11 protein-coding genes and 1 riboswitch are annotated in these 14,293 nt (G+C 29.8%); of the genes, 4 read left to right on the top strand and 7 right to left on the bottom strand.

What is annotated here, in order from left to right:
- Nucleotides 1–293 precede the first annotated feature (293 nt).
- A complete protein-coding gene (gene serC / locus F3K33_RS00430) occupies nucleotides 294–1,376 on the bottom strand; it encodes a 3-phosphoserine/phosphohydroxythreonine transaminase (protein WP_011967440.1) in 1,083 nt (360 codons plus the stop codon).
- A gap of 381 nt (nucleotides 1,377–1,757) precedes the next feature.
- Between serC and F3K33_RS00425 the strand changes: the two genes are divergently transcribed.
- Together F3K33_RS00425 and F3K33_RS00420 are read left to right on the top strand one after the other, a co-directional pair.
- Entirely contained in the window at nucleotides 1,758–2,843 is a 1,086-nt protein-coding gene (locus tag F3K33_RS00425) for an HD-GYP domain-containing protein (protein WP_023976817.1), read from the top strand.
- 75 nt (nucleotides 2,844–2,918) lie between these two features.
- Entirely contained in the window at nucleotides 2,919–3,884 is a 966-nt protein-coding gene (locus F3K33_RS00420) for a glycosyltransferase family 2 protein (RefSeq protein WP_023976818.1), read from the top strand.
- Nucleotides 3,885–3,939: 55 nt separating this feature from the next.
- On the opposite strand, the gene F3K33_RS00415 is transcribed toward F3K33_RS00420, so the two are convergent.
- The 6 genes from F3K33_RS00415 to F3K33_RS00390 all read right to left on the bottom strand — a co-directional run bounded on the left by F3K33_RS00415 (nucleotide 3,940) and on the right by F3K33_RS00390 (nucleotide 11,548).
- Nucleotides 3,940–4,137, bottom strand: coding sequence for a hypothetical protein (locus F3K33_RS00415; protein WP_023976819.1), 198 nt, complete (start codon nucleotides 4,135–4,137; stop codon nucleotides 3,940–3,942).
- Between the two features lie 127 nt (nucleotides 4,138–4,264).
- The gene (locus F3K33_RS00410; protein WP_023976820.1) at nucleotides 4,265–4,876 is read right to left on the bottom strand and encodes a DNA-3-methyladenine glycosylase; all 612 of its coding nucleotides are present in this window, start codon (nucleotides 4,874–4,876) and stop codon (nucleotides 4,265–4,267) included.
- Between the two features lie 165 nt (nucleotides 4,877–5,041).
- Complete coding sequence (gene nrdG / locus F3K33_RS00405; RefSeq protein ID WP_023976821.1) at nucleotides 5,042–5,551, bottom strand: anaerobic ribonucleoside-triphosphate reductase activating protein; 510 nt, start codon at nucleotides 5,549–5,551, stop codon at nucleotides 5,042–5,044.
- A 205-nt stretch (nucleotides 5,552–5,756) separates the two neighbouring features.
- Entirely contained in the window at nucleotides 5,757–7,679 is a 1,923-nt protein-coding gene (locus F3K33_RS00400) for an aconitate hydratase (protein WP_023976822.1), read from the bottom strand.
- Between the two features lie 15 nt (nucleotides 7,680–7,694).
- On the bottom strand, nucleotides 7,695–8,864 hold the full coding sequence (gene nifV, locus F3K33_RS00395; protein ID WP_011967434.1) for a homocitrate synthase: 1,170 nt from the start codon (nucleotides 8,862–8,864) through the stop codon (nucleotides 7,695–7,697).
- Nucleotides 8,865–9,439: 575 nt separating this feature from the next.
- Nucleotides 9,440–11,548 carry an anaerobic ribonucleoside triphosphate reductase gene (locus F3K33_RS00390; protein WP_039773398.1) on the bottom strand — a complete coding sequence of 703 codons (2,109 nt, stop codon included), beginning with the start codon at nucleotides 11,546–11,548 and terminating at the stop codon, nucleotides 9,440–9,442.
- Nucleotides 11,549–12,008: 460 nt separating this feature from the next.
- Between F3K33_RS00390 and F3K33_RS00385 the strand changes: the two genes are divergently transcribed.
- Both F3K33_RS00385 and thiT read left to right on the top strand, forming a co-directional pair.
- Entirely contained in the window at nucleotides 12,009–12,857 is an 849-nt protein-coding gene (locus tag F3K33_RS00385; protein WP_039773399.1) for a DegV family protein, read from the top strand.
- A 404-nt stretch (nucleotides 12,858–13,261) separates the two neighbouring features.
- Nucleotides 13,262–13,362: riboswitch (TPP riboswitch) on the top strand.
- Between the two features lie 54 nt (nucleotides 13,363–13,416).
- Nucleotides 13,417–14,094, top strand: coding sequence for an energy-coupled thiamine transporter ThiT (thiT, locus tag F3K33_RS00375; protein WP_023976825.1), 678 nt, complete (start codon nucleotides 13,417–13,419; stop codon nucleotides 14,092–14,094).
- Nucleotides 14,095–14,293: the final 199 nt, after the last annotated feature.

The following is a 14,293-nucleotide window of genomic DNA, read 5'->3' as shown; positions in this document are numbered from 1 at the left end:
GCTTGAATATCTTTATATGGCTATTATACTTCTATAGATTTATTTAAAATTTATTTCATCTGTAATCTATACTTGAGTATTCTTTTATATGTCTTTTATATGGCAATTAATCTAATATTCGCTTATAAAAACATTACATGTACTAACAATATTTAAAATTGTATATATTGTATTGATTATCTATACATAATACATATTATAATTCAGATATTAGTATAATTTTATTTATAAAATTAATTAAGGAGATAACCAAAACCTGATTATCTCCTTAAATTTAGTTGATTTTTATTCTATTACTTATTGTCTTCTTCGAATTTTCTCATGAATTCTACTAAATCTTTAACACCTTCAATTGGCATAGCATTATATATACTTGCTCTCATCCCACCAACTGTTCTATGTCCTTTTAGATTTTCAAATCCTACTGCTTTAGCTTCTTTTACAAATTTAGCATCTAGTTCATCTGAACCTGTTACAAATGGTACATTCATTAAAGAACGATCTTTCTTTACAACAGTTCCTTTAAACATGCTACTTGAATCAAGAAAATCATATAAAATAGAAGCTTTTTCTTCATTAATTTTCTTCATAGCTTCTAGTCCACCCTTATTCTTAACCCATTTAAATACTTTTCCGCATATATATATTCCATATGCTGGTGGTGTATTATATAGTGATTTATTGTCTGCATGAACCTTATATCTTAACATTGTTGGAGTCCCTGGTAATACATCTTCTGTGATTAAATCTTCACGAATTATTACTACAACAACACCAGCTGGTCCTGCATTTTTTTGTACTCCTGCAAATATTAGTCCATATTTTGATACATCTACTGGCTCAGATAAGAAATCTGATGACATATCTGCTACTAATATCTTATCCCCAACGTTTGGTAATTCTTTATACGTAGTTCCATAGATTGTATTGTTATGACATATGTAAACATAGTCTGCATCCTCTGAAACTTTTAAATCCTTTAAATCTGGTATATATGAAAAAGTTTTATCCTCTGAAGACGCTAATATATTAACTTTTCCAAATATTTTTGCTTCTGACGCTGCTTTTTTTGCCCATTGCCCTGTAATAATATGATCCACAACTTTATTTTTCATTAGATTCATTGGAATCATTGCAAATTGTTGTGATGCCCCACCTTGAAGGAATAATACCTTATAGTTATCCGGAATATTCATTAATTCTCTTAATGTTTTTTCAGCATCGGTGATGATTTCTTCGAACGCTTTAGAACGATGACTCATCTCCATAACTGACATGCCTGTCCCCTTGTAGTCTAGCATTTCCCCCGCAGCTTCTCTTAGGACTGACTCCGGTAATACAGCTGGTCCTGCTGAAAAATTATAAACTCTTGACATTGAAAAAGCCCCCTTTGATATTTTTATTTGTAATCTATAATATTATAACACAATTTAAATATCAAGTAACAAAATTATCATTTATTAATATAAAAAGTTAATGGACTTATATATACTTAAATCTGCTAAAATACTTAATTTATTATCAATTATGAGTTTAGTATCTTATATCAAATCTGTTGTATAAAAATCTAATTATCAGACCTGTTTTCTAACTAGTAGTTAGTTCTATTTTTTAAATATGTTAAACAAAATAATATATTTTTTCATCATAATACTATAAATACGCCAATTTTACTGATATACTACTATTATGTTTAACATTTAACTAAGAATTATGTTGTAAATTGTACTATAACCAACATTTGAGGAGAAGATAATATGAGATTAATTCCAATTGAATGTGTAAAACCGAATACAGTTATTGGTAAGACATTATACGATTCTGATGGTAGAGTATTAGTAAGAGCTGGTATGGTCCTTAGTGAAAGAATTATTTTTAAGATAAAGGATTTAAATATTTTATCAATATATATAATTGATGAATTTAGTTCTGATGAAATTGAAGATATTATTAAACCTGAATTAAGACAAAAAGCAATTCTAACAATAAAAGAAGCTTTTTCAAATATAAATAGACTTACTGTTGCTGATAAGTTTTCAAAAAAGGAATCAGTATATTTCAATAATATTGAGTCTATGGCTGAAGATTTAATTGAAAATGTTCTAAATAATAAAAGTGTCTTACTTTCACTAATAGACATAAGAAGCATGGATAATTATATCTACTCTCATTCTGTGAATGTTGCCGTAATATCACTAGTCCTTGGAATTGCATTGAAGCTTCCAAAAAGACAACTTCAATATCTTTGTATTGGAGCATTGCTTCATGATGTTGGGAAAACATTTATTCCAAAGGAAATTCTTATGAAAGAGGAAGAACTAACGGATGAAGAAGTTACAATATTAGACCAGCATCCAATACTCGGATATAAATATTTATCAGACTCTTATAATCTGAGCGCTAATAGCAAAATAATAACACTACAGCATCATGAAAGACCTGATGGATTAGGCTATCCTAATAAGCTAGCTAATGATGAGATAAGTACCTTAAGTAAAATTGTAAGCATTGCTAACGCATATGACTCTTTATCAACCGGTAGACCTAATAAAAGAGCAATGTTTCCAAGTGATGTTCTTGAATATTTAATGTCTAATGCAGGCAAAAAATTTGACTATGAAATTGTTAATATATTCTGCAAAATTGTAATTCCTTTCTCAAAAGGAACTTTAGTTGATCTAAGTAATGGTGACATAGCTGTTGTGCAAGAAACTATACCTAACTTCCCACTAAGGCCTATTGTAAAAATTCTTAAAAGTTCTAGATCAGGTAGGGTTAACACTGAAATTAATTTAATAAGCGAAACCTCTGTAGTTATATCAAATATAAGATATGAATTATAAAATAATGAATATTAAGATTACAATTGAATAATATTGTTAACTTATTTGGTTATACTAATCATTGGAGGCGATTTTATGAAGGATATACTATATCTTGTAATTCCTTGCTACAATGAAGAAGAAGTTTTACATGAAACTAGTAAAAGATTGCTCGTAAAAATTAAGACTATGATTTCAAATAACCTAATATCTAATAAAAGCAAAATACTTTTTGTTAATGATGGTTCAAAAGATAGAACTTGGAGCATAATTGAAGAGCTTCATTCTAAAAATAATATATTTTCAGGAATCAACCTTTCAAGGAACAGGGGCCACCAGAATGCCTTACTTGCTGGGCTCATGGTTGCTAAAAATTATTCAGATATGACTATATCATTAGATGCAGATTTACAAGATGATATAGATGTCATAGATGCATTTGTAGAAAAATATTATGATGGATGCGATATTGTTTATGGAGTAAGATCCACTAGAGAAACTGATACCTTTTTCAAGAGAACAACTGCATTAGGTTTTTATAAATTAATGCGTATTCTTGGCGTAGACATGGTCTATAATCATGCAGATTATAGGCTTATGAGCAAACGTGTTGTAGACGGGTTAAGTCAATATAAGGAAGTTAATTTATTTCTTCGCGGAATGATTCCATTAATAGGATATAAATACTCAGTTGTTGAATATGAACGTCATGAAAGATTTGCTGGTGAATCTAAATATCCTCTAAAAAAGATGATTGCCTTTGCCTTAGACGGAATTACATCCTTTAGCATAAAACCAATAAGATTAATAACCCTCCTTGGTTTTACTATATTTTTTGCTGGAGGCGCAGCCCTAATTTATACTCTTATAGTTAAAATTTCAGGCCGTACAGTTACTGGTTGGACTTCATTGACCCTTTCAATTTGGGTACTTGGCGGAGTTCAGCTCTTATCTCTTGGCGTAATAGGAGAATATATCGGAAAAATATATAATGAAGCTAAACACAGACCTAGATTTATCATTTCAGATAAATTAATCAATGTTGATAAAGAAAATAAGTAATACAAAGATGACAATACATGTCTTAATTAATCCATGTACTGTCATCTTTATATTACTATTTTTTTATAGACTTAGATATATTTCTATTAAGATCTGATACTGATATAATTCCTTTTTTCCTAAGCATTTGTACATTCTCGAGTATTTCACTAAACGATATAATATTTTCTTTAGTAACTTTTATTTTTAAAGATGCTTTCCTCTTTTTATATTTATACATACTAAAATTTCTATTAATTACTCTAGCAATCATAAATCTATCTCCTATAAAAAAATATCTTATGATAGATTTATCGTATTAAATATATTACTCTTTATTTCTTTTTAGTAAAAATTTGTATTTAAATTAAATGCTCAATAGGAATTACATTGAAAGTTTGTTACTTTTTCGATATGTATTTATTTCCCTCTATATAAAATCTCCATGGAAAATCTATTGCTTCTTCTGCATAATCTATTCCGATTCTTTTCGTTTCCATTATTTTAAACGTATCTTTTTCTCCTTCTTCTATATAAAAATCACCTTCCTCGTATAACCTTTTATAATTTTCCGATTTATCTATTGAAAATGCAATACACAGTTTTGATGGTCCATTTGTAATTGCCTTTTTCTTTGTTTCTGAAAGTTCATCATAATTTTGATTAAACCTTTTTTTTGCAAGATAATCAAATTCATTTAACGGCTCCAATGCTCTTATTAGAACTCCTTCTCCCTTATCTTCTAATCCACTTATAACATTAAAACAATAGTATTTTCCATAAATGAAATAAACATAAGCAATCCCACCTTCTCTAAATAAAGGTTCAGTTCTTTCAGTCCTTCTTCCATTATAAGCATGCGATGCCTTATCTATTTCTCCTATGTACGCTTCTGTTTCAACAATTTTAGCTCTTAAGGCCACTCCGTCAACCTTTCTTATAATAACTTTTCCCAAAAGTTCTTTCGCTAAAATTAATGCACCTTGTTTATAAAATTCTTTATTTAAAATCAAGCTTCATTCACCTAACTTTCACTATAAGTAATATAACTTATATTGTGATATATGGGCCTATTTTATTACTCCAAAATTTATCCACATAGTTCAAATAATAATCCACAACTTTTTTAATTATACTCACACATTTGTGGATATTTTTAAAAACATCTTATATTAATGTTAAAATTCTATAATAACAATTTGTTCTTTTTTTATACTTTCTTTAACATCTATTATTCTTTGATTAGTTGAACCTCTAAACTTAAGTCCATCTGACATCTTACTTTCTTCAAATTTTCCATCTACAAGAACATCAATATTGTTTAATAAATCACTCCAGCCCAATCTCGAATCCTTATTTTCTAAAATATATTCATAAGTATATCCTGTATAGCTCCAAATATTTAAACCTTTTTTTCTAAACTCCTTTGCCATATATGCAAATTTATCTGCCTGTTCCCACGGATCTCCGCCACTAAATGTTACTCCCTTTATAATTTCATTATTTAATGTATCATTAATTAATTCATCTATATCTCTTTGCTCTCCTCCATAAAAATCATGAGTATCAGGATTAAAACAACTTTTACAGTTATGCTTACAACCTTGTGAAAAAAATACTCTCCTTATACCGGGCCCATTAACTAAACTCTCATATGCTATCCCTGCTAATCTTATAGTCTTTTCCATTAAACTTACACTTCTTTCTCATCAATCTATTTATATACATTCTATTAGATAATTAATTATAACGTAAGTATAATCACATTTACAAATCACCTGCATATTACACCTATCTTGAACTTGAATTATAGACCTTAAGCATTTACATGCTTATTTGTATAAAAAAATGCAGAGTCTTAAAGACCCTGCATTTTCACTCTTTATCTTATAATTAACTATTTGCTTTAACGTAATTAAGTCTTCCGCCTTCTTTAATAACAGCAATTTCTTTCTCTGTTAAATCAACTGTAGCATCAAACTCAGTTCCCTTAGTTAAGTTCTTAACTTTAACTATTCCTGATTCTAAAGCTGCTTGAATGTCTTCCAGCTTCAAGTCATCAGTTAACTCAATCTTGTCATAATCAGCTTCATTCTTAAACTCCATAGGAACTATTCCATTATTAATTAAGTTTGCTTTATGAATTCTTGCAAATGATTTAGCTATAACAGCCTTAACTCCTAAGTATAATGGTGCCAATGCTGCATGTTCTCTACTTGATCCTTGTCCATAATTTCCTCCAGCAATTATAAATCCACCATTAAACTCCTTAGCTCTCTTAGGGAATTCTGTATCAACTGTGTTGAAGCAATATTCTGCAAGATAAGGTATGTTCGATCTAAATGGCAATAACTTAGAATTCGAAGGCATAATATGGTCAGTTGTAATATTATCTTCAACCTTTATTAATACTTTACCAGCTAATTCTTCTGCTAATGGCTTACTTACTGGGAATGGCTTAATATTAGGTCCTCTAACAACTTCAACTTCAACATTAGTTGGTGCTGGTGCTAAAATCATTGAATCATCTATTAAGAATTCCTTTGGCATATCTATTGTTAAATCTACATCTACTTCTGTTGGATCAGTTAAAAATCCATTTATAGCCGAAACTGCAGCAGTTTCAGGACTTACTATATATATTTGTGCTGATAATGTTCCACTTCTACCAAAGAAGTTTCTATTTACAGTTCTAAGCGAAATTGCATCAGTTCCTGGTGATTGACCCATACCGATACATGGTCCGCAACCATTTTCAAGTATTCTTGCTCCTGAACTAATTATATCTGCTAGAGCTCCATTTCTAGCTATCATTTCCATAACTTGTCTTGATCCTGGTCCAATTACCAAACTAACGTCTGGATGTACTTTATTTCCCTTTAATATCTTGGCAACTTTCATTAAATCTTCATAAGAAGAGTTGGTACAGCTTCCTATAAATACTTGGTCAACTTTAATCTTACCAACTTCGCTAACCTTAGCTACATTGTCTGGGCTATGAGGCTTAGCTGTAAGTGGTGTCAATTCACTTAAATTAATTGTTACTACTTCGTCATATACAGCATCTGCATCTGGCTTAAATTCTATAAAGTCTTCTTCTCTTCCTTGTGCCTTAAAAAATTCTAAAGTTCTTTCGTCACTTGGGAAAATCGAAGTTGTAGCTCCAAGTTCTGCTCCCATATTAGTTATAGTTGCTCTTTCAGGAACTGAAAGTGTTTTAACACCTTCACCAGCGTATTCAAATACTTTACCAACGCCGCCTTTAACTGTTAATTTTCTTAGAACTTCAAGAATAACATCTTTTGCAGCAACCATTCTATTTAATCTTCCAGTTAGTTCAATCTTTACAACTTTTGGAGTGTTAATATTGTACGCTCCACCTCCCATAGCAAGAGCAACATCTAATCCACCTGCACCCATGGCAAGCATACCAACACCACCAGCTGTTGGTGTATGACTATCAGAACCTATTAATGTATCTCCTGGTGTTGAAAATCTTTCTAAGAAAATTTGATGACAGATTCCATTCCCTGGCTTTGAAAAATATACTCCATATTTAGATGCAACTGTTTGAATAAACTTATGATCGTCTGCATTTTCAAAACCTTGTTGTAACATATTATGATCTATAAATGCTACTGATTTCTTTGTCTTAACTCTATCTATTCCCATAGCTTCTAATTGAAGATATGCCATTGTTCCTGTCGAATCTTGAGTCAACGTTTGATCAATCTTTAATGCTATAGGCTCTCCTGCCTTTAATTCACCTTCAACAATGTGGCTTTTTAAAATCTTATAAACTAAATTATCTCCCACGTTTACGCCCCCCTATTATTGCTTATTTCTTTCTTCTAATCGTCTATGATACTCTTTATATAATTGAACTACTTCTTTATCAAATAAAGTTCTCTTTAATCTAACTGACGTAGCTCTTACAAGTTCAAGTATTCCTTTTGCCTCATCCTCTGTAAGTTCTCTATTATATTCTCTAAATTTATTTATTATTGAAGCTCTTCCTGAATGCTTTCCTATGACAATTTGTCTTTCAAGACCAACTATATCTGGATCAAATGCTTCATAATTCTTAGGATCTTTTATTGCTCCATCTGCATGTATTCCTGATTCATGTGCAAACATATTAGTTCCAACGATTGCTTTCCATATTGGAAGCTCTCTACCTGATGCTCTTGATACATATTGTGATACTTCTCTAAACATTTGCGTATTTATTCCATCACCATTATATCCGTAAACAAGCATTAATGCCATTATAACTTCTTCTAATGCTGCATTACCTGCTCTTTCCCCAAGACCATTTACAGTTACTCCAACATGCGATGCTCCACCCTTAATACCTGCTACCGCATTAGCTGTTGCCATTCCAAAGTCATCATGAGTATGCATTTCTATATCAAAGCCTGTTTTATCATATATATATTTAATATCATCTCTAATTTTAAATGGCTCCATAATTCCTACAGTATCGCAATATCTAAATCTATCTGCACCTGCTTGTTTAGCTGCATTAATATATTCAACTAAAAAGTCCTTATCTGCTCTAGATGCATCTTCCCCATTAACAGATACATAAAGACCATTTTTCTTTGCAAATTCTACAGATTTAACCATGCTTTCTAATACCCATTCTCTAGATGTTTTAAGTTTATGCTGAATGTGTATATCCGATACTGATATTGATATGGCAACTGCATCAACTCCACAATCTATTGATTGTTCTATATCACTGACTACTGCTCTATTCCATGCCATAATACTAGGTTTTAAATTTCTTTTTACAATTTCTTTTATAGCCTTCTTTTCGTCCCCACCCATTGTAGGAATCCCTACTTCTAGCTGATCAACACCTAAGTCACTTAACATTTCTGCTATTACTATTTTTTCTTCATTAGCAAAAACCACCCCTGCTGTTTGCTCACCATCTCTAAGAGTGGTATCTACTATAGAAACTTTTTTATTAGTTTTTAAATTACTAAGTGCCATTTTAGTCCCCCCATTTATATTATTTTCTTATTACTTAAAGCATATTTTTAATAAATTAACATTTTTACTGTATATTTATAATATCATATATTAATAAATCTATACAAGATTTATTTTATTTTTTTGCAACGAAACAGCTACTCTCCTTCATGTATTTTCAAATTTTAATTGTTTTTATTGAAAATCCTCTCAATTATTGCAAGTTTTTTTTTTGATGTTGCAATACATTGATAAATTAACAGTCCATTTTCTTTAGCAGATTTACCCAAAGCATTTAGTGTTCATACCAAATAATTACATTATATTCTCTATTAATTTCATTAATATATTAAAGTTTACTTTTTATACCTCTATTTTTTAATAATTCTTATAGAAAATATGTTTTTTTGCTTCCTTAATATATAACTTCTGTATTATATAACTCATTCCTCATAAAATTATTTGTTTCATATTGCCTTATAAGCCAATATAACATCTGATGAATTAAATATATAAAAAAAAAGATGAGATTAATAAATCCATCTTCTTTTTCTATATTATAATTTATAAATTAAAAATCTATCATCATTATGCTTTTAGTAGTGATGCCCATGTCTCTCAGTATGTGATATTCTATCTTCTCTTTCATGATACTTTCCAGCACCGAATCTTTCATCTAAACTTAAATATCCTGTAACTCTTGATATTCCTTGAATATTCTGACTGCCACATTTAGGACACTTGTTTTCATTGTTTTGAAGATAAGTACCACATTCTCTACAATATCTTATATGAAAATTAATACCCATATAACTGATATTAGTATTTCTATATGCATAATTTATTATATCCATTATTGTTTCTGCATCTGGTGTGTCATCTACTTCAATATAACTTATATGTCCACCATTACAAAGTTTATGGTATGGCGCTTCAATATCAATCTTATCTTTAATAGATATTGGGTACGAAACAGGTATATGATAACTATTTGTGTAATATTCCTTATCAGTTACTCCTTTTATTAATCCAAATATCTTTTGATCTTGCTTTATAAATTTACCTGAAAGCCCTTCTGCTGGAGTCGCATAACAACTCCAATTTAGTTTATATTCCTCTGTAAGCCTATCGCAATATTGTCTTATATGTTCAACAATCTTTATTCCTAATTTTCTTGCTTCTTCATCTTCACCATGATGCTTCCCAACCAAAGCTAATAATGCTTCTGCAACACCTATGAATCCTATTCCCCAAGTTCCTTGCTTTAATATTGGTTCTATAGAATCATCAGGTTTTAAGCCTTCTGAACCCTTCATAAGTCCTTGACCTGCAACAAAAGGTAAATCCTTAACTTTTAGATTTTTCAAAATCTCATATCTATGCATTAAAGAATCTTTTGCTAATTCTAATCTTGCATCTAATATACTGAAAAACTTATTTATATCATTTTTAGCTTGCAACCCTATTCTTGGAAGATTAAGAGTTGTTGGTGCTATATTCCCTCTTCCCTTACAACCAGGCTCACCATTTACATTTTTCATAAGATAAGTTCTACATCCCATTGTAGCTGGAACATAACCTTTATCGTAATATTCCTTATTAAAATCTGCATCAATATTCATAAAAGTTGGATTCATTCTCTTTGCAGCTACTCTACATGCTAGTTTGTATAAATAAAAATATTCATCATTCTCTTCCCTATTAACACCTGACTTAACTCTAAAAATTATGTTAGGAAAAATTGGTTGTTCACCTTTACCTAATCCTTTTTCATATTCTAAAAGAAAAACTTCACATACTAATGCTGCATCTGAGCTTGTAGGTAAACCAATATTAATTGAACTAAATGGTACTTGAGATCCCGCTCTAGAATGCATTGTATTAAGATTATAAACTACACCTTGCATTGCTTGTTGTACCTTTTTTCTTACTTTCTTTTCTACCATAGCTTCTAACTTTTCTTCTGATACACCTAGTTCCAATAATTCTTCTCTAATTTCTTCTCTAGTTGGCTCTACAAATATACCCATGTCATTATCAAAATCCGGATGAGATTGACCACCAAACATATCATTTTGAGTTGATTGCAATAATATACATGATAATTCAGCAGCAGTTTCAATTCTCTTAGGAGCATTAATTGTTCCATATCCAGTATTAAATCCATTCTCTAATATCTCTTTTGTTGGTATATGCAAGCAGTTTACAGTTAAATTATAGCTATCTAAGTCATGATAATATAAATCACCATTCTCATGAGCCTTTGCCAAATTCTTTGGCATAGTAGCTAGTGTATTCCACTTATTTGATTCAGATGCTATTCTTAATAACTTAGAACTGAAATTATTTCCTACATTTGCATTATCTCTATCAGTTTCAACTCCAATTTGTCTTATAGCCCTCATTAAATCTGATTTTATATCTCTGACTTTAGTTCTTTCACGTCTGTATGCTGAATAAGCGACTGCTATATCTTTGTGTCCCTCATTTCTTAATGCTTTCTCTACAAAATTTTGTATTTGTTCTACAGTTATAGTCTTCTTATACTCTTCTTCTATATAAGTAATCACCTTATGTACAGTATCTAGAACTTGACTTTCTTTTAAATTTAAACCGATTTCACTAGCTGATCCTTTAATTGCTTGAGCTATCTTATCTGAATTAAATTCAACTTCTCTTCCATCGCGTTTCACAACATATAGCATTATTATTCCCTCCATGGCACAATATATAGTATTTTTACTACCGTACTATTATACTGTATTAGGTATTCATTAGCAACACTTCTAATTTTTTATTTTTAAACCACTAGATTTTAATTATCTCAATTTATATCCTATTATCTTTCGATTTATTCAATTTTTACGACTTTTTTATGTTTGACTTATTGTAGATAATCTTTATTGTTGTAATTTACTATGATTTATAGTATTTTTTCATAACAAACTATAAGAAAATTATTATTATATGTGTTCTAAAAAGTTAAATTGATTAAAATTTACTGTAAATTATCATCTTGTGCGAACCAAAAAGTTTTATTAAAAACATAGTTTATTATCTAAAAATATAATATAAATTATTTCTTTAAGTAATATATAAGAAATGTATTTTTTACAAATAGTGTTATAATTAAACTAAGACTATATATTTCTAGGAGGAACTAAGATGGATAAAATAGCATTAATAACTGATAGTGCTTCTGATTTGAATACAAATTTCGTAATAGAAAATAATATTAAAATAGTCCCGTTTAAAATTATATTCTCTGATAAAGAGTATATTGATGGAATAGATATAACGCCAAAGGCCCTATATGAATATTTACCTAAGGAGATACCCAAAACTTCCTTACCTGGTGTTGATGATTTTACATTTGCTTTAGAGCAAGTAAAAAACGAAGGATATACACATGCAATTATTATAACAATATCAAGTGGCCTTTCTGGCGCTTATAACTCTGCAAGACTTGCATCTGAAAATGTCCCTGAAGTGAAAACTTTTGTATTTGATTCTATGACTTTAACCATGTCAGAAGGAGCTATGGTCATTGAAACTCTAAACCTAATAAAGCAAGAAAAATCCTTTGATGAAATAGTGATAACTTTACCTTCATTTAGAGATAAGATTGATGTGTTTTTTACAATAGATACATTAGAATACTTAATAAAGGGAGGACGAGTTGGTAAAGTTGCCGGAACTATAGCGGGCGTGCTCAATCTAAAGCCTATTATTACTGTTGGCGATGACGGCATATACCATACGGTTTGTAAGATAAGAGGCATAAAACAGTGTATATCTAAATTAACAAATATATTAACAAATTATCTAGAAAATCATAAATGTAAAGTTTGGGTTTTAGACGGGAATGCACCTGAAAAATCTAAAATGCTTTATGATTCTATAAAAGATATTCCTAATCTAATTGAATGTACTTTAGGAGGATCAATAGGCCCTGCTCTTGGCGTTCATACCGGACCTGGCCTTGTTGGATTTATAGTTGAAAGATTAGATTAAGCGAAAAATATATATGTTAACTATTCATTCATAATTAAAGAGCTAGATATTAAAATTCATATTTTTTTATTTAGCTCTTTAATATTTTACAAGTATACTTACTTTTCTACTTGTAAATAATAATAACAAAGAAATCTTTACTGAAAGGACTGTTTTGTTATTATGAAAGGTTTTATATTAGATTCAACATACAAAGATGCTACTATTGTTAATAGAAATGATGATATATTCACCATTTCATCAAATAAATTGCCAAATAGCGCAATCCCACATCACTCTATAAATTTGATTGCGTCTAGTTCAAATTCACATTCCAATTTAAGTAATAATAACAAATTTAACACATACAATGTAATTGACTATCTATAATAATAGGTATAAAATAGTATAAGTGTAATATATTTATAATGTGCTAGGGGAGCCGAGAGGCTGAGATTTGATATTCATAAACCCTTAAAACCTGATCTAGTTAATTCTAGCGTAGGGAATGCAACCTCTTAAAAACTTTAAACTATTTATTTGGTTGATAATCTCCGAGCACAATTAAGGAGGTTTTTTTATGTCAATTTTTAATGATTGGATCGAACAATTTTCTAAACTTTTCCAGAATTTCTCCCAAAATATTCAAGATATTCTTGCAAGTCCAATGTCAATTATAACTTTATTAGGATGTATTTTACTACTTATAGCATTAGCTAAGGCAAAAAAGATAAAATTCACGCCAGAACTAATTGCTAGAATTGGTATAGCATTAGCGTTAGCCACCATATTAAAAATGCTAAGATTATATCATTTTCCTCAAGGTGGTAGCATAACTTTAGGCAGCATGATACCAGTATTGCTTATAGCATTCATATACGGTCCTGAAGTTGGATGTTTAACAGGATTTCTTTATGGTGTAATAACCCTAATACTGGATCCATATATACTACATCCGGTTCAAGTTTTATTTGATTATCCATTGCCCTTTACAGCATTAGGTCTTGCCGGATTCTTCAAACAAAGAAGATTAGTTGGAGTGAGTATTGCAATACTGGTCAGATTTTTATGTCATCTTATTTCTGGTATAGTTTTCTTCGGGTCATTTGCCCCAGAAGGGATGTCTCCAGTAGTTTATTCTTTACTTGTTAATGGTCCGATGATTGGAATAGAAGGAATCATATGCTTAGTAATTTTATCCGTTCTTCCTATAGAAAGAATTTTTCATGCATCATCAGTAAATACTATTTCAAACTAACTATCATATAAAACAATTTATATATACAATTAAGTTTCCAATCTATGCGAAGTAACTAAACATTTCACTTATCAGCATTTTAAGCTTATTAATACAAAATATATAGAATAAAAATAGGATTAATTTTGTTTTATAAAACAAAATTAATCCTATTTTTGATCAAATAATAAATAACTATGATTTATAAATTATTTATTTT

This window comes from Clostridium beijerinckii (genome assembly GCF_008705175.1).
GTDB lineage: Bacteria > Bacillota > Clostridia > Clostridiales > Clostridiaceae > Clostridium > Clostridium beijerinckii.
The sequence above is the reverse complement of the archived record's forward strand: the minus strand, read 5'-3'. Positions and strand labels throughout refer to the sequence as shown.